Raw genomic sequence first — 24,250 nt, 5'->3', positions numbered from 1 at the left:
CCGGAGTCATGGGGACAGGGCGGCCGCCTTCGCCGGTAGCCGCACCGGCTCGTGGACCAGCGGCCCCTCGGCCACGCCGTCGGCCTCCTCGCCCGGGGGTACGCCCCTGCGGATCCAGGACAGGGCCGGCGAGGTGACCGCGGTGGTGAGCAGCGCCATCAGGACCAGCATCGTGAACAGCTCGGGCCCGATCACCCCCAGCTCCAGCCCCAGGTTCAGCACCACCAGCTCGGTCAGACCGCGGCAGTTCATCAGGGCCCCGATCGACATGGCGTCCCGCCAGGACTGGCCGGTGGCCCGGGCCGCCGCGGTGCTGCCGCCCCACTTGCCGAGGAAGGCGACTGCCATGACGGCCGCGGCCCACATCCACATCATCGGATCGGAGGCGATCAGCCCCACGTCGGTCTTCAGGCCGGTGTTGACGAAGAACAGGGGCAGCAGGATGGGGATGGTGAAGGCCCGGAGCCGGGCCGCGCACAGCTCGATCACCCGGGAGCCGCGCGGGGTGATCACCCCGAAGACGAAGGCGCCGAACAGGGCGTGCACGCCGATCTTGTCGGTGGTGAAGGCGGAAAGGCACAGCCCGCTGAAGAGCACCACCAGGACGACGGAGTCCACCGTGCGGGCGGCCCGTACGGCCCACTTGGCGAGCAGCGGCCGGATCGCGTAGATCATGAACGCCAGGAACAGGGCCGCGAGCGCCGCGGTCGTGGCCGCCTCGACGGGGGAGCTGCTGGTGCTGACGGCGACGACGGCGGCCAGCAGGCACCAGGCGGTCACGTCGTCCACCGCCGCGCAGGCCATGGCCAGGGCGCCGATCCGGGTGGTGTAGAGCCCGCGGTCGGTCAGGATCCGGGCGAGCACCGGGAAGGCCGTGATGCTCATGGACACGGCGATGAACAGGACGAACGCGAGCTTGGTGACGCCCTTCGGGGCCATCGTGTCGTACATCAGCAGGGCGAGGCCCGAGCCGAGCACCAGCGGGAGCGCGATGCTCGCCTGACTGACTCCGATGGCCGTGCGGCTGTGCCCGCGCAGGGCCGAGAGGTTGAGTTCCAGGCCCACCAGGAACATGAACGCCAGCAGACCGATGTTTCCGAACGCCCCGGTGAACGGCAGGACCGTCCCGGGGAACAGCCATGTCTGGGCGTCGGGCCAGAGCCAGCCGAGCAGCGAGGGGCCGAGCAGGATGCCGACGGCGATCTCGCCGACCACTGGCGGCTGACCGAGCCGGCGGAAGAGCACGGCGCCGGCCTTGCACGCGATGATGACGGCGGGGATGGCGATCAGCAGGTCGGGCAGCGGGTCACGGGCGGACACGGGCCGCTCCTTCCCGGTCCGAGGGGACGGCGAGCGGGGCGGGTATCGCCGGCAGGGGAGGGGCCGCCGCGGGCGGGCCGGGGACGGCCGTGGCGTCGGTCCAGCGGGCGTAGCGGCGCTTGCCGTACAGCAGGGGCTGCTCGTCCTCGCGCAGCGAGACCCGGGTGATGCGGACGAACACGGCGGTGTGGTCGCCGAACTCGACGGCCTGGGTGACCTCCCCGTCGGCCACCGCGTGCGAGGCCTCCGCCAGGTGCGGGCCGCCGGCGCCCAGCGGCAGCCGCCACTCGACGTGCTCGAAGCGGTCGGCGGCGCCCGAGGCGAACAGGTCGGAGACGGGACGGGCGTTCTCGTGGAGCAGGTTGACCGCCACGTTCCCGGTCTCCAGGACGGCCTGGACGGTCGGGCTCGCGGTGCGCAGGCACAGCACCACCGTGGGCGGGGAGAGGGCGACGCTGGCGAGGGAGCTGCACGTCATGCCGCGCGGCTCGGAGTCCGTGCCGATCGTGGTGATCACCGAGACGCCGGAGGGGAAGGCCGACATCAGGGGCCTGATGTCGGCTTCGGCCGCGCCGTCGTCAAGGCCGGCGCGGGCGGAGGGGGACGGCTGCGAGGTGGCTGTCATGAGTGGGGACTCTCCTGGGGTTAGGGCCTGTCCGGTGGATCAGGGTCGGACAGGCCGGGGTGTCTGGTGCGGTGCATCGCAAGGCGCCGGAGCGTCTCGATAGCGGAGCTATTGGGGCGTTTCGGCAACGCGGCGAGGTGCCGTGCCAGGCGCCGCGGCCCCGGCCCTGATCCGCCGGACAGGCCCTGGGGTGCGGTGCGGGCCCGGAAGCCGGAGGGAGGGGCCGGCTCCGGGCCTGTGCACCGGAAGGGGGGCGACGCGTACTAGCCGTGCAGCTTGCGCAGGTAGTCGTACGTGCTGGGGAGGGTGTCGAGGAGGTGGTCCTGCTCCTGCTTGACCTTGCCGAACAGCGCCTCGGCGCCGGCCACGGAGTCGGGCTTGTGCGCGAGGATCGGCAGCGGGGCGTCCGGCTCCAGGCCGAGGCCGGCGAAAATGCAGTAGTAGCTGCCGTTCGTCCAGAAGTTGCGGAATTCGGCCTCGAAGTTGCCGTAGTACGTGGACTCGTCCGCGATCGGCGAATTGATGGCCAGGCCGGCCTTGTAGGCGGAGATCTTCTCCTGGATGTTCTCCGGGAGGGTCAGCTCCTTGTTGGCCCGCCAGAAAGGCGTGTCGTTGCGCGGCGCGTAGTAGAAGTGCGCCTGGATGAAGTCGCGGGTGTCGTCGAACATCACCTCGATCTCGTGGTTGAAGCTGTTCGTCAGCTCCGGGTTGAAGTTGCGGTCCGGGAAGTGCTTGGCGAGCTGGTAGATGGCCGCGGTGATGAAGTAGATGCCGGTCGATTCCAGCGGCTCCAGGAAGGCGGAGGAGAGGCCGATGCTCACCACGTTGTTCACCCAGGCGCGGCGGTTGCGGCCGACCCGGAACTTCACGTGGTTGAACTTCGTCGTCTCCGGGTCCAGGCCCCACAGGGCGCTGAATTCCCTGGTCGCCTCCTCCTTCGTGGTGAACTTGCTGGAGTAGACGTAGCCGGAGCCGAAACGGCCCAGCATCGGGATCTTCCAGGTCCAGCCGGAGGACATCGCGATGGCGGAGGTGTACGGCTCGATGCCGTTCGCCTCGTCGTCGTGCGGCACCGCGGTGGCGACGGCGCTGTCGCACAGCAGGTGGTCGCTCATGTCGATGAACGGCTCTTCCAGGGCCTGGTTGATGAGCAGCCCGCGGAATCCCGAGCAGTCCACGAACAGGTCGGCGTCCAGCACCCGGCCGGCCTTGGTGTGCAGGGCCTTGATGAAGCCGCGCTCGTCCTTCTCCGCGTGCGTCATCTCGTCCTGGACGTGGTTGACGCCCTGCTTCCCGGTGGCGAAGCGGCGCAGGAAGTCGGCGACGAGGGCGGCGTCGAAGTGCCAGGCGTAGCGGGTGGACGGGGTGCCGTCGAGCCACTTCGGGGACTTCTTCGCGTCCATCACCGGGGGCTCGCGGAAGCACGCGTAGTCGAACGGCTCCTCGGTCTGGCCCTCCAGCTTCCGCTTGGCCCAGTAGTGCGACATCGGGACGTTGTCGCTGTCGGGCAGGATGCCGAACGGGTGGTAGAAGTGGTCCGGGCCGCCGTTCTCCAGCTCACGCGCGTCGGGCTGGCCCTGGCCGCCGGTTCTCCAGTTCACGAAGCGCACCGCCATCTTGAAGCTGGCGTTGCATTCCCGCATCCACTCCTCCTCGGCGATGCCGAGGTAGTCGAAGAGGACCTTGTGGAGGTTCGGGACGGTGGCCTCGCCGACACCGATCCGCGGAATCGCCGGCGCCTCCAGGACCGTGATGTCCACGGTGCCCTGGAGGGCCTTCCCGAGATATGCGGCGGTCATCCAGCCGGCGGTGCCGCCGCCCAGGATGACGACTTTCTGAATGCGCGAGTCGGTGCCGGTCATGTGGGGACTCTCTCTTCCGTCTGCTGGGGAGTTCCGTTGTGCGATGGGAAGAGATTCGGACCGTCGACTATGCGCCACCTATAACCAGCCGTATGGCGTCGGTATAGCGGATTGGCCGAATCTCGGTCCCGTTGTATCCGCACCCCGCAACTCCCAGCAGAGGATGGCTGCATCAGATGCCGTACGACGAAGGGACGAAGGGAATCCTCTCTACCGTGGGAGGAACGCCGCTCATCGAACTGGAGCGTTTGCTGCCGGGCCTCGGCTCGCGGGTGTTCGCGAAGGTGGAGCGGTTCAATCCCGGAGGAAGTATCAAAGACCGCTCGGCACTCTCCATGGTGCTGGCGCGTATCAGGTCCGGGGAACTCGTCCCGGGCAAATCCACGGTGATCGAGTCGAGTTCGGGCAACCTCGCGATCGGGCTCGCCCAGATCTGCGGCTATTTCGGCCTGCGCCTCATCTGCGTCGTCGACGCCCGCACGACCCGGCAGAACGTGGCGATCCTGCGGGCCTACGGGGCCGAGGTCGAGATCGTCGTCGACCCCGACCCGGTCACCGGCGAGCTGCTGCCCGCCCGGCTGCGACGGGTCGCCGACCTCGTCGCCGAGACCCCCGACGCCTACTGGCCCGACCAGTACTCCAACCCGCTCAACCCGGTCGCCCACCAGAACACGATGCGCGAGATCGCCGAGGCCCTCGACGGCCGCGTCGACCAGCTCGTCGTGGCCGCGGGCACCAGCGGAACCCTGGGCGGCTGCGCCGAGTACATCCGCCGGCACGGCATGAACACCACCGTCAACGCGGTCGACGCCATCGGCAGCGTGCTGTTCGCCCCGCCCGAGCGCGTCAGCCGGCTGATCCCGGGGCACGGCGCCTCGGTCGTGCCCCGGCTGCTGCGCCCCTCGGACGCCGACCGGGTCATCCACGTCGGCGACCTCGACTGCGTCGTGGGCTGCCGCCGGCTGGTGCGCCAGGAGGCGGTGCTCGCCGGCGGCTCCTCGGGGGCCGTGGTCGCCGCCCTGGAGCGGATCGCCCCGGACATCATCCCGGGCTCCAACGTGGTGCTCGTCCTGCCCGACGGCGGTGACCGCTACCTGGAGACGATCTACGACGACGCCTGGGTGCGCCGCCAGTTCGGCGAGGTCTCGCACCTGTGGAAGGACCCGCAGCCCGCGGTCACCCCGCACCTGGTGGATATAGGCCACGGATAGCGGCCGCTCCCACCATCGAACCATCGCCCCCCCCGCACGAACCCCCACCCAACGGAGGAATTCGGATGACCACCCAGATCGCCACCCTCGACGCCGAGCGCAAGGAGCAGATCAAGGAGATCGTCTGCGACATCCTGGAGCTCGACCTCGACGAGGTGACCGAGACCAGCCTCTTCAAGGAGGAGCACGACGCCGACTCCCTGCGCACCATCGAGATCCTCGCCTCGTTGGAGCGGGTCTTCGGCATCACGCTGGAGCAGGCCGAGCTCAGCCGCATGGTCAACCTGGTCGGCGTGTACGCCGTGATCGCGGAGGCCGAGGGCAAGTGACCTCCGAGACGGCCGCGACGGGGCAGCGACCCGCTGCCCGGCACCGGGTGGTGATCACGGGTCTCGGTGTCGTGACGAGCATCGGCACGGGCGTCGACGCCTTCGCCGAAGGCCTGCGGGGCGGACGCAGCGGGGCCAAGCCCATCAGCGCGTTCGACACCACCGGCTTCGCCCATTCCAACGCCTGCGAGATCACCGACTTCGAGCCGGAGGCCTGGCTGCGCGAGCTGCCGGCCGACGAGCTCGGCCGGGCCGCACAGTTCGCGGTCGCCGGGGCCCGCATGGCGGTGGCCGACGGCGGACTCACCGAGGCGGACGTCCGGGCCAGGCGCTCCCTGGTCTCGGTCGGCACCACCGACGGCGAGTCCCGCGACCTGGACCATCTCACCGGGCTCCAGGTCGCCCAGGGCGAGGACACCCTCGACCCGGTGGTCGCCCGGCGCGTCTGGCCGGGCCGGCTCTCCGCCGGCATCGTCCGCGAACTGGGCCTGGAGGACGTCGAGACGGTCACCGTCCCGACCGCCTGCGCCGCCGGCAACTACGCCGTCGGCTACGGCTACGACGCCATCAGCTCCGGCGACGTGGAGATGGCCCTGTGCGGCGGGGCCGACGCCCTGTGCCGCAAGACCTTCACCGGCTTCTACCGGCTCGGCACCATCGCCCCCGACGTGTGCCGGCCCTTCGACGCCGACCGGCAGGGCATCCTCACCGGCGAGGGCGCCGGCATCCTGCTGATGGAGTCCCTGGAATCCGCCCTGGCCCGCGGCGCCCGGATCTACGCCGAGGTCCTCGGGTACGGGCTGTCCTGCGACGCCAGCCACCCGGTCGCCCCCGACCGGGACTCGATCGCCCGCTGCATCACCGCCGCGCACGCCAACGCCGGCATCACCCCCGCCGACGTGGACTTCATCTCCGCGCACGGCACGGGCACCAAGGCCAACGACGTCACCGAGGTCGGCGCGATCCGCCAGGTGTTCGGCGAGGACCTGCCCCGCACCGTCTCCATCAAGTCGATGATCGGCCACACCATGGGCGCCGCCAGCGCCCTGGCCTCCGCGGCCTGCGCCCTCGCCCTGCGCGAGGGATTCATCCCGCCGACCGTCAACCACCGCACCACCGACCCCGAATGCGGGGTGGACTGCGTACCGAACGAGGCGGTCGAGGCCGACCTCAAGGTCGTGCAGAACAACGGACTCGCCTTCGGCGGCAACAACGCCGTGCTGGTCCTCGGCCACTGGGAAGACGAGAGGAGCGCCGTCGCATGAGCACGGCAGCGGAACCCCGCGAGCGGCAGCTCGTCATATCGGGCTGGGCGGTCAGCTCCCCGTACGGACTGGGCCGGCGGGCCTTCGCCGAGGGACTCCTCGCACGGACGGCGGCCACCGCCCCCGTCGACACCGGGAAGTGGCCCGTCCCGTACGAGGAAGCGGGCCTGATCCCCGGCTTCGACATCAAGGAGGTGCTCGGCCGCAAGGGCACCCGCTCCATGGACCGGGCCACCGGCATCGCCGTCGTCACCGTCGGCGAGCTCCTGGAGGACTTCGGCCGGGGTCTCGCCGCCGACCCGGAGAAGACCGGGCTGGTGCTCGGCACCTCCGGCAGCGTCCAGTCCATCATGGACTTCACCAAGGACGCCCTGACGGGGGAGAAGCCCTACCTCGTCGACCCGGCCCGGTTCCCGAACACCGTGATGAACTGCCCGACCGGACAGAGCGCCATCCGGCACACCCTCAAGGGCCCCAACGTCACGGTCTCCGGCGGCTCGGCCACCGGCCTGCTCGCCCTGAACTACGCCTCCCGGCTGCTGCGCGGCGGCCACGCCAACGCGCTGCTGGCCGGCGCCGCCGAGGAGTACTCCGTCCAGCGGGCCCGCCTGGAGCGGGTCGCCGATCACGGCGGGGCCGAGGCCGACCCGCTCGGCGAGGGCGCCGCGCTGTTCCTGCTGGAGAGCGGGACCGCCGCCCGCGACGGGGGCCGCCAGGTCCTCGCCACCGTGCTCGGCTCCCGCTTCCGGGCCTTCCCCGAGAGCGGGCGGGCCGGCACCGCACTGGCCCGCTGCGTCGAGGAGGTGCTCGCCGACGCGGGCGCCGCCCCCGAGGACGTCGCCCTGGTCGCCCCGGGCACCCCGGCCGGGCTGCTCGGCAAGCAGGAGGAGTCCGCGCTGGAGACCGTCGCGGGCGAGCGGATCGCCGTACGCCCCCTCGTGGGCGACGCCACCGCCGCCTCGGCCGCCTTCCAGCTGGCCGCCGTCCTCGCCCACGCCGGCGCCCGGCCCGCCCTGGTCGACCGGCTCGCCCTGGTCACTGCCATCGACCGGGACGGCACCGTCGGAGCCACCCTGCTGCGGCTCGGCTGACCCGGCCGGTCCGGACGGGGGCGCACGCCGACGCGCCCCCCCGCACCCCCGCCCCACACGCACACCCGCGTCCCGAGAGAGAGGCACCTATCCATGTCCGAGACACCGAGGCCGGTAGCCCTCGTCACCGGCGGCTCCCGCGGCATCGGCCGGGCCGTGGTGGAGATCCTGGCGCGGGACGGCCACGACGTGGCCTTCTGCTACCAGTCCAACGAGGAGGCCGCCCGGCTCGCCGCGAAGTCCGCCGAGGCGCTGGGGGCGCGGGTGCTGGCCCGCCGGGTGGACGTCACGGACCGCGAACAGGTCCGGGCCTTCACCGCGGAGGCCGAGGCGGAGCTGGGCCCGGTGGAGGTACTGGTCACCGCCGCCGGCATCGTCCGCGACGGCCACCTCGCCATGATGAAGGACGAGGACTGGGACGCGGTGGTCCGCACCAACCTCGACGGCACCTTCAACTTCGCCAAGGCAGTGGCCTTCCCGATGATGAAGCGCCGCCGCGGCACCATCATCACCCTCTCCTCGGTCGCCGCCGCCGGCAACGCCACCCAGAGCAACTACTCCGCCACCAAGGCCGGGATCATCGGCTTCACCAAGGCCCTCGCCAAGGAGTCCGGCCGCAGCGGCCTGCGCGCCAACGCCGTGGCCCCCGGCTTCATCGCCACCGACATGGTCGGCGGCCTGTCCGAGAAGCACGCCAAGGAGATGGCGGACCGCATCCCGCTGCGCCGCTTCGGAGAGGCGCACGAGGTCGCCGAACTGGTGTCCTTCCTCGCCTCCGACCGCGCCTCCTACATCACCGGACAGGTCTTCCACATCGACGGCGGTCTGGTCGTCTGACCCGCCCGACCACCGGGACCAGCCTGATTCACAGAGGAGTTTCGACATGGCCGGCCGTGCCGCCAAACCGCCCCGGTTCTACTTCAACCTGCGCAGCCCCTACAACTTCTTCGCCCTGCACGACATCGAGCGCGAGCACCCCGGACTGCTCGACCGCCTCGAATGGCGCCCCTTCTGGGAGCCCGACGGGACCACCGCCCGGCTGCTCGACGAGGCCGGCGGGCAGTTCCCGTACACGCCGATGAGCCGCGCCAAGCAGTTCTACATCCTGCGCGACGTACGCCGCCTCGCCGCCGACCGTGGCGTGCCGCTGACCTGGCCGGCCGACCGCGCCCCGTGGTGGGAGCCGGCCCACCTGACCTGGTTCCTCGCCGCCGACGCGGGCCTCGGCCGGGAGTGGGTGGCACGCGCCGGGCGGGCCCGCTGGCTGGAGGGCCGCGACATCTGCGACCCGGCCACCGTCGTCGAGCTGGCCGCGGAGATCGGCCTGGACCCCGCGGCCGTGGCCGCCGCCACCGACGACGCCGGCCTGCGCGCCCGCGGGGCCGCCGCCCTGATGGACGTGCACCGCGACGGGGTCTTCGGGGTCCCGTACTTCATCAACGGCAGCGAGCCCTACTGGGGCCTGGACCGGGTGGCCTCCTTCGCCGCCTCCTTCGCGGACGCCGTCCAGGAGGCCCCCGCCGCGCCCGCCGAGAAGGAGCTCGCGGCGGTCGGAGCCGGCCGCACCACCGACATGAGCCACGCGGGAGGCTGCGGATGAGCACCACCACCGTGGAGGCGCTGCCGCTGACCGCGATCCAGCAGTCCATGTGGACGGCCTACCGGGTCTCGCCCGAGGCCTCCGCCTACAACATCGTCATGCCGCTGCGGCTGCGCGGCCGCGTCGACCCCGTCGCGATGGACGCCGCCGTCACCGCCGTCGGCGCCCGCCAGGAACTGCTCCGCTCGGTCTTCACCGAGAGCGCCGCCGGAGTGCGCCGCACCGTCAGCGAACAGCCCCTGGTCCGCCTGGAGTTCCACGACCTCGACGGAGCCGGCGAGGCCGAGCTGCACCGCGCCGCCGAGGAGGCCGGGGCCCGCCCCTTCCGCCTGGAGTCCGGAGCGTTCCGGGTGGTGCTGCTGCGCCGCTCCGACGAGGACTGGACGCTGGTCACCTCCGCCCACCACATCGTCAGCGACTTCACCTCCCGCTGGCTGCTGGTCCGCGACGTCCTCGACGCCTACGCGGGCATCGCCGCCGGCACCGGGCCGGCCTGGCGCCCCATCCCCGGCTCGTACGCCGACCACGCGGCCGAGGAGCTGCGCTACACCGCCTCCGAGGCGGGGCAGCGGGCCGCCGCCCTGTGGCACGAGTCGCTGGCCGGCGCCGCCGCCGCCGAACTCCCCCTGGACCGGCCCCGGCCCGCCCTGCGCTCCTACCGGGGCGGAACCGTCGTACGGCAGCTCGCGAAGGACACCGCCGACGGCCTGCCCGCGGCGGCCTCCGCCGCCGGGGTGACGCCCTTCGCGTACCTCCTCTCCGTCTTCCAGGCCCTCACCCACCGCTGGACCGGCCAGGACGCCTTCGTCCTCGGCGTCCCGGCCACCAGCCGGATGGGCCGCGCCCAGCGCGACGTGATCGGCTGCTTCCTCAACACCATGCCGGTCCGCGCCGACTTCGACGCGAGCTCCACCTTCCGCAGCGCCGCCGCCCAGGCCGGCGAGCGGGTCATGCGCGGCATGGTCAACGTCCGCTACCCCTGCGCCCTGGCCTTCCCCCGCGCCACGGTCTTCCGCACCGCGCTGTTCCTGGTCCAGATGGACCGCATGGAGCCGCCGGTGCCCAACGTCCCGCCGGGCGCGAGCGAGGGCCCGTCCGTCCCGTACGCCGGGCTGGACATCGCCCTGATCGACATCCCCCAGCAGGAGGGCCAGCTGGACCTGCTGCTGCGCATCGAGCAGACCCCCGACGGGGTCACGGCCGTCTTCTCGTACGACACGGACGTACTGGACCGCGAGACGGTCGCACGGTTCGCCGACGGCTACGAGCGGATGCTCGCCGCCGCCGTCAAGGAGCCGGACACCCCGGTCGCCGACGTGGAACTCGCCGGCGCCGGCGAGCTGGAGGCCCTGCTGGCACTGGGCACCACCGCCGGCACCGACCTCGACGGCTTCGACGGCTTCGACGAGTTCGAGTCCTTCGAGAACGCCTGGGAGCACCGGTGAGCCTGCGAGTCGCCGTCATCGGCGCGGGACTGGGCGGCCTGACCGCCGCCGCGGCCCTGTACGCCCGCGGCCTGGACGTCACCGTGTACGAGCGCGGCGACGCCCTGCGCGAGCAGGGCGTCGGCATGCACCTGGGCCCCAACGGCACCCGGCTGCTGGAGCGCCTGGGCCTCGGACCGCGCCTGGCCGAGCTGGCCGTCCGCCCCGAGGCCCTGGAGGTCCGCGCCTTCCACAACGGCGCCCAGCTGGCCGTGCAGGAGATGGGCGAGGCCTGGGAGCGGCAGTTCCGCGCCCCCTACCTCACCGTCCACCGCGGCGACCTGCACCGGATGCTGGCCGGCCTGGTCCCGGCGGAGCGGGTGCGCACCGGCAGGGAACTGGTCCGCCACGAGGAGCGCCCCGACGGGGTCCTGCTGGAGTTCGCCGACGGCAGCACCGACCGCGCCGACGTACTGGTCGGCGCCGACGGGGTGCACTCGGCGGTACGCCGCGCCCTGGCCGGCGACGACGCCCCCGTGTACTCCGGGAACAGCGCCCTGCGCGGACTGGTCGCCGCGGCGGACGTACCCGGGCTCGACCCGGCCCGGATGTACATGTTCGCGGGCCCCGACGCGCGGGTGCTGTGCTACCCGGTCTCCGGCGGACGGGAGTTCACCTACGTGGTGGTGGCCCCGGCCCCCGAGGGCGACGCCGAATCCTGGACCGGCGCCGGCGACCGGGCCGACCTGGACTCCGTACTCGCCGGATGGGCACCGCAGGTCCGCGAGCTGGCCGGCGCGGCCGGCGAGGTGCGCCGCTGGGCCCTGTACGACCGGGCCCCGCTGGAACGCTGGAGCACCGCCCGCACCACCCTGCTCGGCGACGCCGCCCACCCGATGCTCCCGCACCACGGACAGGGCGCCAACCAGGCCGTCGAGGACGCCGTCGCCCTCGCCGTCTGCCTCGCCGAGGCGGGCCCGGGCGCACCCGGCACCGCCGCCGCCCTCGAACGCTACGAAGCGCTCCGCCGCCCCCACACCACCCGGGTACAGCTCGGCTCCCGCGAAGGCGGCAAGCCCCGGGGCGGCCCCGGCGGCCCCGGCGGCGACGTCAGGGGCGCGGCCGCCGACGTGAGCTGGATCCTCGACCACGACGTGGAAGCCGCCCTGCGCACCCCTGTGAGCAGCGCGGCCGCCTGAACCGCCCCTCCCTGCCCCCACGGGCCCCCGACGCCATCCGGCGCCGGGGGCCCGTCCCGCGTTCCGGCCCGTATATGCGCTCGATAGGGCATCGATAGCGCCCTCTTCAAGGATGGCCACACCTGATCACGCGAAGGGAACAGCGATGAGCGAACAGCAGAACGCCCCCCAGCAGAACGACGGCCGGGCGGAGACCCGCTACCGCGTCGTCCTCAACGACGAGGAGCAGTACTCGATCTGGTGGGCCGAGCGCGAACTCCCCGCCGGATGGACCGCCGAGGGCACCGAGGGCACCCGCGAGGAATGCCTCGCCCGGATCACCGAGGTGTGGACCGACCTGCGCCCGGCCAGCCTGCGCCGGCGGATGTCCGCCGCCTCCGCGGTCTGACCCACCCGCACCGCCGGGCCCGTCCCGGTCGCCCAGGCCTCGGGCACGGCCGACGCCACCCGATCCCGATGAAGGAGAGAACGTGAACGACCGTACGCAGTCGGGATCCGCCCCCGGCCGTCTGCTGCTGCCCGCCCTGTTCAGGGCCCAGGCCGCCCGCACCCCCCAGGCCCCCGCCGTCCTCGGCGCCGACGGAGCCGTCCTTGGCTACGCCGCCCTGGACGGGCTCGCCGGCCGCTACGCCGCGGCCCTGCGCGCCCGGGGAGTGGCCCCCGGCGACTTCGTCGGGGTCTGCCTGCCGCGCGGCCCCGAGCTGATCGCCGCGCTGCTCGGCGTCTGGTTCGCGGGCGCCGGCTACGTCCCCCTCGACCCCGACTACCCCGAGGCCCGCCTCGCCCTGGTACTGGAGGACGCCGGCGCGGCCGTCGTGCTCGCCGCGGCCGGCACCGCCGCCCGGCTGCCCGCCGGCACCACCGTCCTCGACATCGCCGACGCGCCGCGGACCGTACCGGACGAGGAGGCCGCCGCCTTCCCGCTGGCCCCCGACGCCGCCCGGCCCGCGTACGTCCTGCACACCTCCGGCTCCACCGGCCGCCCCAAGGGCGTCCTCGTCCCGCACGGCGGCATCGCCAACCGGGTCCGCTGGCTGGCCCACCGCCACAAGCTGGGCGCCGCCGACCGCTTCCTGCTGAAGACCACCATCGGCTTCGACGCCGCCGGCCTGGAGGTCTTCTCCCCGCTGATCAGCGGGGGAGCCGTGGCCGTCGCGCCAGGGGACGCCGAACGCGACCCCGCCGCCCTGCTGCGCGCCGTCGCCGCGCACGGGGTCACCGTCCTCCAGGGCGTCCCCTCCGTCTACCGGCGCCTGGTCGAACAGGCCGGCTGGGAGGACGCCGGCGCCCTGCGGCTGATCTTCAGCGCGGGCGAGCCGCTGCACGCCGAACTCTGCCGGGCGCTCGCCGAGCTGGCCCCCCGCGCCGAGATCTGGAACACGTACGGCCCCACCGAGGCCTCCGTCGACGTCACCGAGCACCGCTGGGACCCCGCCCAGCAGACCAGCGCCGTCCCCATCGGCCGGCCCATCGCCCACATGCGGGCCCTGGTCCTCGACCCGGCCGGCCGGCCCGTCCCCGTCGGCGTCCCCGGCGAACTGCACGCCGGCGGCGTCGGCCTCGCCCTCGGCTACCAGGGCCGCCCCGACCAGACCGCCGAACGCTTCGTGCCCGACCCGTACGGCGCGCCCGGCGAGCGGCTCTACCGCACCGGCGACCGCGTCCGCTGGCTGGCCGACGGCACCCTGGAGTACCTCGGCCGCCTCGACCACCAGGTCAAGGTCAACGGCGTCCGCATAGAGACCGGCGAGGTCGAGGCCGCCCTCGCCGCCCACCCCTGGGTCCGAGCCGCCGTCGCCGCCGCCGTCCCCGACGGCTCCGGCGGACACCGCCTCGTCGCCTGGGTGCAGTCCCGCGGCGAACCGCTGCGCCCCGAGGAACTGCGCACCTTCCTGCGCCGCGCCCTGCCCGACCCGCTGATCCCGTCCGTCTACGTGCCCGTCGCCGAATTCCCGCTCACCGCCAACGGCAAGATCGACCGCTCCGCCCTGCCCGAGCCGGCCGCCGCGGCCGCCTCCGCCGCCGAGGGCGCGCACGTCCCCGTGCGCACCCCCGCCGAGCGGGTCGTCGCCGAGCAGTGGTCCGCCCTCCTCGGCATCCCCGCCGCGCAGATCGGCGCCACCAACGACTTCTTCCAGCTCGGCGGTGCCTCCCTGCTCCTCAGCAGGCTCGCCGAGGCCCTGACGGCCGCCGCCGGCACCCGGGTCCCGCTCCGCGCCCTGTTCACCGCCACCACCGTGGAGGCACAGGCCGCCCTGCTCGCCGGCGCCCCCGCCCTGGCCGCCGCCGGGCCCGACGCCGACGGGACCGTCCGGCCCGTGGAACGCCCCGACGGGGGCCTGCCCCTGTCGCCCGGGCAGCAGGGCCTGTGGCTGATGGACCGGATGCGCCCCGGCAGCGCCGAGTGGAACGCGCCCGTCTTCATCACCCTGCCGCACGAGTACGCCGACGACACCGTCGCCGCCGCCCTGACCGGCCTCGCCGAACGCCACGAGATCCTGCGCACCCGCTACGCCCTGCGCGGCACCGAACCCGTGCAGATCGCCGACGCCGACGCCCGCGTCGAGCTGCGCACCACCCGCGCGGACACCGCGGCCGCCCGCAACGCCCTGATCGAGGACGAGTTCAGCCGCCCCTTCGACCTGGAGAACGGCCCCGTCTGGCGCGCCCTCAGCGTCCGCGGCACGGACTCGCTGCACCTCGTGCTGTCCGTCCACCACATCGCCTGCGACGGCTGGTCCTCCGTCGTCCTCGAACGCGACCTGCTGGCCCTCGCCGGCGCCGCGCACCACGGCACCACCGCCGAACTGCCCGCCCTGCCCGTGCAGTACGCCGACCACGCCGCCCACCAGCGGCGCCGGCTGGCCGGATCCGCCGCCGGCGCGGAACTCGCGTACTGGAAGCAGGCCCTGGAGGGCATCCTCCCCGTCGACCTGCCCGCCGACCGGCCCCGGCCGGCGGTCCGCGACGGCCTCGGCGCCGCACACGTGTTCACCGTCCCCGCCGAGCTGACCGAACGGGCCGCCGCCCTCGGGCGCGGCCACGGCGCCACCCTCCAGCAGACCCTGCTGACCGTGTTCGGCACCCTCGTGGCCCGGCTCACCGGTCAGTGGGACGTACCCGTCGGCGTGCCCGTCGCGGGACGCGAGCGGCCCGAGGTCGCCGACGCCGTCGGCTTCTTCCTCAACACCCTGGTGATGCGCTGCGACGCCCCCGCCGACGCCACCTTCGCCGAGGCCCTGGTCCGGGTGCGCGACACCGCCCGCGCCGCCTTCGCCCACCAGGACCTGCCCTTCGACCGGCTCGTCGCCGAGCTGGACGAGTCCCGCGACCCCGGCCGCACCCCCCTCTACCAGGTCATGTTCGACCTGCACGAGGAAGGCCGCACCGGCACCGCCACAGCCGCGGACGACGTCGAGGCCTTCCGCGGCGCCTGGCGGTCCGCCCGCACCGACCTCACCTTCGTCGTGCAGCGGCAGGCCGACGGCTCCCTGCTCGGCATGGTCGAGTACGCCACCTCCCTCTTCGACGCGGCCACCGTCGAACGGTTCGCCGCCGGCTGGGTCCGGCTCCTGGAGTCCGTCACCGCCGACCCCGGGGTCCGCCTCGGCCGCGCCGACCTGCTCCCGGCCGCCCTGCGCGCGGAGATCCTGGCGCTGGGCCCCGGCGCCCCCGAACCCGGCACCGGCCGGGCCGACGAGGAGGCCGTGCACACCGCGATCGCGGACGTCGCCCGCCGCACCCCGGACGAGACCGCCGTCGTCTGCGGCGGCGAGAGCTGGAGCTACGCCCGGCTGGAGCGCCGCGCCGAGGCCTTCGGGCAGCGGCTGCGGGAACTGGGCGCGGGCCCCGAGACCACCGTCGCCGTCATGCTGGGCCGCACCCCCGACCTGATCGCCGCCTACCTCGGCACCTGGAAGGCCGGCGCCGCCTACGTACCGCTCGACCCGGCGGCCCCCGACGACCGCCTCGGCTACGTCCTCCAGGACGCCGGAGCCACCCTGCTGGTCTCCGACCTGGCCGGCGCCACCCGGCTGCGCGGCCACCACGACGGCCCCTGGCTGGCGGTGGACACCGACGAGCGCCTGGCCGCCCTGACCTCCGGCGGTTCGCAGGGGGTCGAGTCGGGGCCGGCCTCCGCCGGGTCCGCGCCCGGTGCGACCGGTTCCCGGCCCGCCGGGGCCGCGCGGCCCGGCCTCGGGCTCGCCGCCTGGGCGCCCAGCGCGGACTTCGCCGCCGCCGCGGGCGCCGCCGCCCTGGCCTCGGCCAGCGACCCCGCACTCGCCGCCGAAGGCCTCGCCTCGTGGACCCGTACCGGAGGGCCGGACGAGCAGCACCCCGAGGGGCTGCCGTCCTGGCCCACGACACCGCCGGAGGCACCGGCGGACCCGGCGCGGCTGGCGTACATCATGTACACCTCCGGCTCCACCGGCCGCCCCAAGGGCGTCGCCGTCGAGCACCGGACCCTGCTGGCCATGCTCCGCGCCTCGCAGGCCCACCTGGACTTCGGGCAGGGCCCCGACGACGCCTGGCTCGCCCTGGCCCAGCCCACCTTCGACATCTCCTGCACCGAGCTGCTGATGCCGCTCGTCGCCGGCGGCCGGGTGGTCCTGGCCCGCGAACGGGACCTGGGCGACCACGCCGCGCAGCTGCGGCTCATCGAGGAGCACGGCGTCAGCCACCTCCAGGTCGCCCCGCCGCACTGGCAGATGCTCATCGACGCGGGGCTCGGCCGGCGCCCGCTCGTCGGCCAGACCGGCGGCGAGCCCTGCCCGCCCGCCCTGGCCCGGGACCTGTCCCGCCGCCTGCTGCGGTTCGTCAACGAGTACGGGCTCACCGAGACCACCATCGCCGCGACCCGCTGGGACGCGCACGACACCGCCACCGCCGTACCCGTCGGCCGCGCCTACCCGCACATCACCGCCCGCGTCCTGGACGAGTACCTGGAGCCCGTCCCCTACGGCACCACCGGCGAACTCTGCGTCGGCGGCGCCGGCCTGGCCCGCGGCTACCACGGCCGCCCCGGCCTGACCGCGGCCTCCTTCGTCCCCGACCCGTACGGAGCCCCCGGCGCCCGCCTCTACCGCACCGGCGACCGGGCCCGGATGTCCGCCGACGGCACCATCGAGTTCGCCGGCCGCGCCGACGGCCAGGCCAAGATCCGCGGCCGCCGCGTGGAGACCGGGGAGGTGCAGGGCGTACTCGCCGAGCACCCGGGGGTCTCGCAGTGCGCGGTCGTCGTGCACGGCACCGGCTCCACCGCCGCGCTCGTCGGCTACTGGGTCCCCAGCGGCTCCAACCCGCCCTCGGACTCCGGACTCCTCGACCACTGCGCCCGCAGCCTGCCGGACTACATGGTCCCCGCGCTGCTGGTGCCCGTACCGGAGATCCCGCTCACCCGGCACAACAAGGTCGACACGGCGGCCCTGCCCGCCCCCGACCTCGCCGCGGCCCTCTCCGACGAGCCGTACACCGCGCCCGAGGGCCCGGTCGAGGAGATCGTCGCCGAGATCTGGGCCGAGGTCCTCGCCGGGGAGGACGGCACCACCCGCCGGATCGGCGCCCGCCAGGGCTTCTTCCGGATCGGCGGGAACTCCGTCCTGGCCGCCCGCGTCATCGCCCGCCTCCACGAGGAGTTCGACGTCGAGATGCCGCTGCGCGCCGTCTTCGAGCACCCCACCGTCGCCGGTCTCGCCGCCGCCGTCGAAGAGGCCGTCCGCCTCGAGATAGAGACGCTCGACCACGCCGAACTCGCCATCGCCCACAGGGAGTACCAGCCGTGACCGCACCCACCGCACCCACGCAGGACGAGCTGCGCGCGGAGCTGCTGCGCAGACGGCTCGCCGGCCGCGCGGGCCGCGCCGCGGGCGTCCCGACCCGTACCGGGATCCCGCGCGCCGACCGGGGGGCACCGCTGGCCCTCTCCGCCGGCCAGCGCCAGCTGTGGTTCCTGCACCAGCTCGACCCGGACAGCCCCGAGTACCTGCTGCCGCTCGCCCACCGGCTGCGCGGCACCCTCGACGAGAGCGCCCTGCGCCGCTCCTTCGACGCGCTGGCCGCCCGCCACGAGATCCTGCGCACCCGCTACCTCCTCGACGGCGCCGAGCCCCGCCAGACCGTCGACCCGGCCGGCCCGGTCGACTACGCCGTCACCGAGGTCACCGGCGTCGCCGACGCCGACCGGGACGCCGCCGCGGCCGCCTTCGCCCAGGCCCGCGCCACCGAGGTGTTCGACCTGGCCACCCAGGCCCCGCTCCGGGTGCGCCTGCTGCGCCTGGCCGCCGACGACCACGTCCTGGTCGTGGTCATGCACCACATCGCCTGCGACGCGCTGACCCGGCCGCTGCTCCTCGCCGACCTGGCCGCCTGCTACCGCGCCGCGGGCACCGTCACCGGCCCGCTGGACGGCGTACTGCCCGAACCGCCCGTCCAGTACGCCGACTACGCGGCCTGGATGAACGCCCGCCAGAGCGGCCCCGCCGCCGAGGCCGCCCTCGACTGGTGGCGCGGACAGCTCGCCGGCACCGAACCGCTCGGCCTGCCCACCGACCGGCCCCGGCCCTCCGTACGCGGCTGGGCCGGCGCCGTCGCCGAGTTCGACGTGCCCGCCGCCACCGCCGCCCGGCTGCGCACCCTCGCCGAACAGGAGGGCGCCACCCTCTTCATGGTTCTGCTCAGCGCCTACCAGGCACTGCTGGGCCGCTACACCGGCAAGCGGGACGTCAGCGTCGGCACCGCCGTCTCCGGCCGCACCCGCCCCGAACTCCAGCAGATGGCCGGCTACGCCTACAACAGCCTCGTGCTGCGCGGCCGCTGGCAGGGCGACCCGGCCTTCCGCGAACTGCTCGCCGGCAACCGCACCGCCGTCCTGGACGCCTTCGACCACCAGGACACCCCCTTCGACAAGATCGCCGACGAGCTGGAGCCCGAACGCGACCTGTCCACCACCCCGCTCTTCCAGGTGATGTTCGACCTGGCCTCCGGCCAGGGCTCCGACAGCCCCGACCTGCCCGGCCTCACGGCCGGCCCGGTCGCCGCCAGCGGCCGGATCGCCCGCTTCGACCTCACCATGCACCTGGCCGAACGCCCCGACGGCTCCCTGCACGGCGCCCTGGAGTACGCCACCGACCTGTTCGAGGCGGCCACCGCCGAGCGGATCACCGGCCACTACGCCGCGCTGCTCGCCGCCGTCGCCGAACGCCCCGGCGCCCCCCTGTCCACCCTGGAGTTCATCGGCGACGCCGAGCGCGCCCTGCTCCTCGACGGCCCCGCCGAGCCGGTCGGCGCGCCCGTGGACTCCGCGGCCCTGCGGCCCGTCTTCGAGACCATCGCGGAGCGGATCGCCGCCACCCCCGGCGCGGTCGCCGTCCGGCACGCCTCCGGCGAGCTCACGTACGCCGAACTCGACGCCCGGGCCGACCGGTTCGCACGCCGGCTGGTGCAGCTCGGCGTACGCCCCGACGACACCGTCGGCGTCCTCCTGGACCGCGGCCCCGACCTGGTCGCCGCCCTGCTGGGCGTCTGGCGGGCCGCAGCCGCGTACGTGCCGATCGACCCCGGCTACCCCGACGAGCGCATCTCCTTCATGCTCGGCGACACCGGCACCCGGCTCGTCGTCACCCAGTCCCGGCACGCGGACCGCTTCGAGAACGGAGCCGTGTCCCTCGACGTCGTCATCGTCGACGACCCGGCCGAGCGAACCGCGCTGGCCACCGCCGAGGCCGAACTGCCCGCCGCGTACGACATCGACCAGCTCGCCTACGTCATCTACACCTCCGGCTCCACCGGCAAGCCCAAGGGCGTCCTCATCGGCCACCGGGGCCTGGCCAACTACCTCACCTGGACCGCCGGCGCCTACGCCTCGGCCGGCACCGGCGGCGCGCCGCTGTTCTCCTCCGTCGCCTTCGACCTCGGCGTCCCCGACCTGTACGCCCCCCTGATGACCGGGCAGAGCGTCCACCTGCTGCCCCAGGACTTCGACACCGCCGACCTGGGCGCGCTGCTCGCGGACGGGGGACCGTACGCCTTCATCAAGCTCACCCCCGGCCACCTCGACCTGCTCTCCCAGCAGCTCGACCCCGCACAGGTCCGCGACCTGGCCGGACTGGTCATCGCCGCCGGCGACTCCTTCACCCACCGCCTCGCCGAGCGCTGGGCCGCCGCCGCCGGACCGGACGGCACCCGCCTCGCCGCCGAGTACGGCCCCACCGAGATCACCGTCGGCAACTCGGCGCACTTCCTCGCCGCGGACGGCGCCCCCCACGGCCCCGTCACCACCGAGCTCGTCTCCATCGGCCGGGCCATCCCCCACACCACCATGTACGTCCTCGACGAGCACCTGCGGCCGCTGCCGCTGGGCGTCCCCGGCGAGGTGTGGATCGGCGGCACCGGCCTGGCCCGCGGCTACGCCGGCCGCCCCGACCTGACCGCCGAGCGCTTCCTGCCCGACCCGTACGGCGCCCCCGGCGCCCGCATCTACCGCACCGGCGACCTCGCCCGGGTACTGCCCGACGGCAGCCTCGACTTCGTCGCCCGCATCGACCACCAGGTCAAACTGCGCGGCTACCGCATCGAACTCGGCGAGATCGAGACCGCCCTCACCGCGCTGCCCGCCGTCGAGGAGGCCGTCGCCCTCGTCCGCGAGGACACCCCCGGCGACAAGCAGCTCGTCGCCTACCTCGTCCCCGCCCCCGGCGCCGACGAGGCCGCGCTCGCCCCCGCCGCCCTCAAGGACGCGCTGGCCGAGGCCCTCCCCGCCTACATGATCCCCTCCGCCTACCTGCGCCTGGACGCCCTCCCGCTGACCGCCAACGGCAAGCTCGACCGGCGCGCCCTGCCCGCCCCCGGCCGCGAGGCCACCGCCGTCGGCGAGCACGTCGGGGCCCGCGACGCCGCCGAGGCCTCCATCGCCGCCGTCTGGGCCCAGGTCCTCGGCCTGGAGACGGTCGGCGTCCACGACAACTACTTCGACCTCGGCGGCGACTCCATCCGGGCCGTCTCCCTCGTCGGCGCCCTGCGCGAAGCCGGCTGGGAGACCAGCGTCCGCGACGTCTTCGAGCACCGCACCGTCGCCAAGCTGCGCGCCGCCCTCGCGGACCAGGCCGGCGACGGCTCCGCCGAACGCGCGGACGGGCCCGTCGCGCCCTTCGCCCTGATCTCCGAGGAGGACCGGCTCACCCTGCCCGCCGACGTCACCGACGCCTACCCGGTCTCCCGGATCCAGGCCGGAATGCTCGTCGAGATGCACGGCCGCAGCGGCGAGAACCGCTACCACAACATCACCTCCTTCCGGATCCGCGACGCCCTCCCCTTCGACCCCGAGGTCTTCCGGGGCGCCGCCGACCTGATCGTCGAACGCCACGAGGTGATGCGGACCTCCTTCGCCATGGCCGGCTACAGCGAGCCGCTCCAGCTCGTCCACGCCGTCGGCACCGTCTCCATGCCGTGCGTCTTCGAGGACCTGCGCCACCTGCCCCGCGAGGACCGCGAGTCCACCCTGTGGTCCTTCGCCGACCGCGACCGCGAAGAGCTGTTCGACCTCACCGCCGCCCCCCTCATGCGGATGGCCGTCCACCTCGTCGACGACGAGAGCTGGTGGCTGTCCATCACCGAGTGCCACCCCGTCATCGAGGGCTGGAGCTACCACTCCCAGCTGATGGAACTGCTCCGCGCCTACAACGCGATCCGCACCGGCGGCGAACCCGAACCGGCCCCGCCCGTCCCGGCCGTGCGCTACGCCGACTTCATCGCCGGCGAGCTGCGCTCCCTGGCCAGTACCGAGGACCGCGACTACTGGCGCGAACTCGTCGACTCCCACGAGAAGTTCACCATCCCCACCGGCTGGGGCGGCGACCCGCACGGCATCGACGAGCGCTACCGCATCGACATCGAGCTCGCCGAGGTCGAGCCGGGCCTGCGCGCCCTCGCCTCGGCCGCGCAGGTCCCGTACAAGAGCGTCCTGCACGCCGCGCACAGCAAGGTCCTGTCGATGCTCACCCGGGCCGGGTCCTTCCGCGGCGGCATGGTCGCCGACGCCCGCCCCGAGGAGGCCGGCGCCGAGCGGGTCTCCGGCATGTACCTCAACTCCGTGCCCTTCCCCTACCGCAAGGGCGCCGCGACCTGGGGCGAGCTGGCCCAGGAGGTGTTCGCCCGCGAGGTCTCGCTGTGGCCGCACCGCCGCTACCCGATGCCCGCCATGCGCGTGGCCGGCGGCGAGAGCCACCTGATCGACGTGCTCTTCCACTACCTCGACTTCCACCAGGTCGACGTGGAGCTCATCGACATCATGGCCAGCCGTGACGACAGCCCCAACGAGTTCCCGCTCGTCGTCGGCACCCCGGTACGCGGCCACATGTCGATCGCCTCCCGTACGAGGACCCTCGCCAAGGCCAACGCCGAACGCCTCGCCGGGCTGTACAGGGCCGTGCTCGCCGAGATGGCCCGCACCGGGGCCGACGGGGACGCCACCGGCGCCTTCCCCAGCGCTTACGAGAAGGCCCGCCTCGCCGCGCCGCCCCTGCCGCACCCCGAGACCCCGGTGGACGTCCTCGCCGGCTTCGAGGCGCGGGCCGCCCGCACCCCGTGGGCCACCGCCCTCACCGGCGCCGGCACCCCCGGCACCTCGTACGCCGAGCTCGACGAGCGGGCCAACCGCATCGCCCGCAGGCTGCGCGCCCTCGGCGCCGGCCCCGAGACCCGGGTCGCCGTCCTGCTGGACCGCGGGCCCGAGCTGGTGGCCGCCCTGCTCGGCGTGTGGAAGGCCGGCGCGGCACAGCTCCCGGTCGACCCCTGCACCCCGGACGCCCGGATCGCCGGGCTCGGCTTCGAACTGGCCCTCACGCAGGCCTCGTACGCCGGACGCTTCGCCGGGATCCTGCCCGAGGGGCGGGTGCTCGCCGCCGAGGACGTCTCGAACGAGGGCGACGGCGGCCCGCTCGGCCTCGGCCTGGACCCGGACCGGCTGGCGTACGTCCTGCACACCTCCGGCTCCACCGGGACCCCCAAGGGCGTCGAGGTCACCCACCGCGCCCTCGCGCACTACCTCGACTGGGCCGTACGGGCGTACGCGGAGGCGGGCAGCGGCGGAGCCCCCTGGTTCACCTCGGTCGGCTTCGACCTGGGGATGCCCGCCCTGTACGCACCGCTGCTCACCGGGCAGCCGGTGCACCTGCTGCCGCAGGACTGGCAGCCGGGCGAGTTCGGACCGCTGCTGCTGGCCGGAGCCCCGTACTCCTTCGTCGGCCTGACCCCCGGCCACCTCCAGCTGCTGGAGGCGCAGCTCACCGACGGCGAGCTCGGCGGCCTCGCCGGGATCACCGTCTGCGCCGGCGACGCCTACCCGACCGCGCAGGCCGAGCGGGTCTCCGCCCGGATCGCCGCGGCCGGCGGGCGGATGCTGCTCGGCGCCGAGTACGGACCCACCGAGGCCACCGTCGCCGCCACCTTCGGGTACGTCCGCCCGAACACGGGGCGCACCCTCGTCCCGCTGGGCTCCAACCTGCCCGGCGTGCTGCTGCGGATCCTCGACGAGCGGCTGCGGCCGGTGCCCGACGGCATCGCCGGCGAGGTCTGGCTCGGCGGCGAAGGACTGGCCCGGGGCTACGCCGGACAGGCCGCACTCACCGCGGAATCGTTCCTGCCGGACCCGTACGGACTCCCCGGCACCCGCATCTACCGCACCGGCGACCTGGCCCGCCTCCTGCCCGGCGGGATCCTGGAGTTCACCGGCCGTGCCGACGAGCAGGTCAAGATCCGCGGCCACCGCGTCGAACCCGGCGAGGCCGAAGCGGCCCTGACCGCCGACCCGGCCGTCCGCGAGGCGCTCGTCGCACCCGTGGACGCCGCCGACGGCGGCAAGCGGCTCGCCGCCTGGGTGGTCCCCGCCGACGGGGCACCCGTCGAGGTCCCCGCCCTGCGCGACCGGCTGCGCACCGTCCTGCCCGCCGCCGTCATCCCGGCCACCGTCACCGTCGTCGCACGGCTCCCGCTGACCGCGAACGGCAAGCGCGACAAGGCCGCCCTGGCCTCCCGCCGGGCCACCGCGACCCCGCTGCCCTACACCGCCCCCCGCACCGACCTGGAGAAGGTGCTCGCCGAGGTCTGGTCCGAGGTCCTCGGCCTCGAACAGGTCGGCGTGCACGACGACTTCCGCGACCTCGGCGGGGACTCGCTGCTGGTGGCACCGCTGCTCGTCACCGCCCGCCGGCACGGACTGGCCCTCGACCTGGCCACCGCGCTCCGCAACCACACGGTCGCCCAGACCGCCACCGCGCTCGAAGCCGCCGCCCGCCAGGACGGCGCAGACCACCCCCGGAAGGGCTGATC

The 24,250-nt window shown here is 74.2% G+C and carries 14 protein-coding genes; 11 read left to right on the top strand and 3 right to left on the bottom strand.

Annotated elements, in window-relative coordinates; translation table 11 throughout:
- Positions 1-6: 6 nt before the first annotated feature.
- The 3 genes from ACZ518_RS21770 to ACZ518_RS21760 form a co-directional block, all read right to left on the bottom strand.
- Positions 7-1,320: a cation:proton antiporter gene (locus tag ACZ518_RS21770; protein WP_469114648.1), complete on the bottom strand. Its 1,314-nt coding sequence runs from the start codon at positions 1,318-1,320 to the stop codon at positions 7-9.
- Positions 1,307-1,945, bottom strand: a complete 639-nt coding sequence (locus tag ACZ518_RS21765; RefSeq protein ID WP_469114647.1) for a flavin reductase family protein — start codon at positions 1,943-1,945, stop codon at positions 1,307-1,309. Before ACZ518_RS21765 ends, ACZ518_RS21770 begins: the two co-directional genes overlap by 14 nt.
- Before the next feature lie 263 nt (positions 1,946-2,208).
- The gene (locus tag ACZ518_RS21760; RefSeq protein WP_469114646.1) at positions 2,209-3,807 is read right to left on the bottom strand and encodes a tryptophan halogenase family protein; all 1,599 of its coding nucleotides are present in this window, start codon (positions 3,805-3,807) and stop codon (positions 2,209-2,211) included.
- A 176-nt stretch (positions 3,808-3,983) separates the two neighbouring features.
- On the opposite strand from ACZ518_RS21760, the gene sbnA reads away from it, so the two are divergent.
- From sbnA to ACZ518_RS21705, 11 genes are all read left to right on the top strand, one after another.
- The gene (gene sbnA, locus ACZ518_RS21755; protein ID WP_469114645.1) at positions 3,984-5,018 is read left to right on the top strand and encodes a 2,3-diaminopropionate biosynthesis protein SbnA; all 1,035 of its coding nucleotides are present in this window, start codon (positions 3,984-3,986) and stop codon (positions 5,016-5,018) included.
- A 65-nt stretch (positions 5,019-5,083) separates the two neighbouring features.
- Positions 5,084-5,347 (top strand): acyl carrier protein, encoded by a 264-nt coding sequence (locus ACZ518_RS21750; RefSeq protein ID WP_007267082.1) that lies wholly within the window; start codon positions 5,084-5,086, stop codon positions 5,345-5,347.
- The gene (locus ACZ518_RS21745) at positions 5,344-6,612 is read left to right on the top strand and encodes a beta-ketoacyl-[acyl-carrier-protein] synthase family protein (protein ID WP_469114644.1); all 1,269 of its coding nucleotides are present in this window, start codon (positions 5,344-5,346) and stop codon (positions 6,610-6,612) included. The genes ACZ518_RS21750 and ACZ518_RS21745 overlap by 4 nt, the downstream gene beginning before the upstream one ends.
- The gene (locus ACZ518_RS21740) at positions 6,609-7,703 is read left to right on the top strand and encodes a beta-ketoacyl synthase N-terminal-like domain-containing protein (RefSeq protein WP_469114643.1); all 1,095 of its coding nucleotides are present in this window, start codon (positions 6,609-6,611) and stop codon (positions 7,701-7,703) included. Before ACZ518_RS21745 ends, ACZ518_RS21740 begins: the two co-directional genes overlap by 4 nt.
- A gap of 93 nt (positions 7,704-7,796) precedes the next feature.
- Entirely contained in the window at positions 7,797-8,540 is a 744-nt protein-coding gene (fabG, locus tag ACZ518_RS21735) for a 3-oxoacyl-[acyl-carrier-protein] reductase (protein WP_469114642.1), read from the top strand.
- A 46-nt stretch (positions 8,541-8,586) separates the two neighbouring features.
- Entirely contained in the window at positions 8,587-9,303 is a 717-nt protein-coding gene (locus tag ACZ518_RS21730) for a DsbA family protein (protein WP_469114641.1), read from the top strand.
- Positions 9,300-10,748 (top strand): condensation domain-containing protein, encoded by a 1,449-nt coding sequence (locus tag ACZ518_RS21725; RefSeq protein WP_469114640.1) that lies wholly within the window; start codon positions 9,300-9,302, stop codon positions 10,746-10,748. Before ACZ518_RS21730 ends, ACZ518_RS21725 begins: the two co-directional genes overlap by 4 nt.
- Positions 10,745-11,926, top strand: coding sequence for an FAD-dependent monooxygenase (locus ACZ518_RS21720; protein ID WP_469114639.1), 1,182 nt, complete (start codon positions 10,745-10,747; stop codon positions 11,924-11,926). The genes ACZ518_RS21725 and ACZ518_RS21720 overlap by 4 nt, the downstream gene beginning before the upstream one ends.
- A 145-nt stretch (positions 11,927-12,071) precedes the next feature.
- Positions 12,072-12,314 (top strand): MbtH family protein, encoded by a 243-nt coding sequence (locus tag ACZ518_RS21715; protein WP_469114638.1) that lies wholly within the window; start codon positions 12,072-12,074, stop codon positions 12,312-12,314.
- Positions 12,315-12,396: 82 nt separating this feature from the next.
- Positions 12,397-17,709, top strand: a complete 5,313-nt coding sequence (locus ACZ518_RS21710) for an amino acid adenylation domain-containing protein (protein ID WP_469114637.1) — start codon at positions 12,397-12,399, stop codon at positions 17,707-17,709.
- Positions 17,706-24,248, top strand: a complete 6,543-nt coding sequence (locus ACZ518_RS21705) for an amino acid adenylation domain-containing protein (RefSeq protein WP_469114636.1) — start codon at positions 17,706-17,708, stop codon at positions 24,246-24,248. Before ACZ518_RS21710 ends, ACZ518_RS21705 begins: the two co-directional genes overlap by 4 nt.
- Positions 24,249-24,250: the final 2 nt, after the last annotated feature.

This window comes from Streptomyces sp. NPDC033966, assembly GCF_055575955.1.
This window is presented reverse-complemented; position numbering and strand designations above follow the sequence as displayed.

Excerpts from the sequence above, each read along its gene's own strand:
- sbnA (WP_469114645.1), top strand. The coding sequence starts at position 3,984 with ATGCCGTACGACGAAGGGACGAAGGGAATCCTCTCTACCGTGGGAGGA.
- ACZ518_RS21730 (WP_469114641.1), top strand. The coding sequence starts at position 8,587 with ATGGCCGGCCGTGCCGCCAAACCGCCCCGGTTCTACTTCAACCTGCGC.
- ACZ518_RS21725 (WP_469114640.1), top strand. The coding sequence starts at position 9,300 with ATGAGCACCACCACCGTGGAGGCGCTGCCGCTGACCGCGATCCAGCAG.
- ACZ518_RS21750 (WP_007267082.1), top strand. The coding sequence starts at position 5,084 with ATGACCACCCAGATCGCCACCCTCGACGCCGAGCGCAAGGAGCAGATC.
- ACZ518_RS21715 (WP_469114638.1), top strand. The coding sequence starts at position 12,072 with ATGAGCGAACAGCAGAACGCCCCCCAGCAGAACGACGGCCGGGCGGAG.
- fabG (WP_469114642.1), top strand. The coding sequence starts at position 7,797 with ATGTCCGAGACACCGAGGCCGGTAGCCCTCGTCACCGGCGGCTCCCGC.
- ACZ518_RS21740 (WP_469114643.1), top strand. The coding sequence starts at position 6,609 with ATGAGCACGGCAGCGGAACCCCGCGAGCGGCAGCTCGTCATATCGGGC.
- ACZ518_RS21760 (WP_469114646.1), bottom strand. The coding sequence starts at position 3,807 with ATGACCGGCACCGACTCGCGCATTCAGAAAGTCGTCATCCTGGGCGGC.
- ACZ518_RS21765 (WP_469114647.1), bottom strand. The coding sequence starts at position 1,945 with ATGACAGCCACCTCGCAGCCGTCCCCCTCCGCCCGCGCCGGCCTTGAC.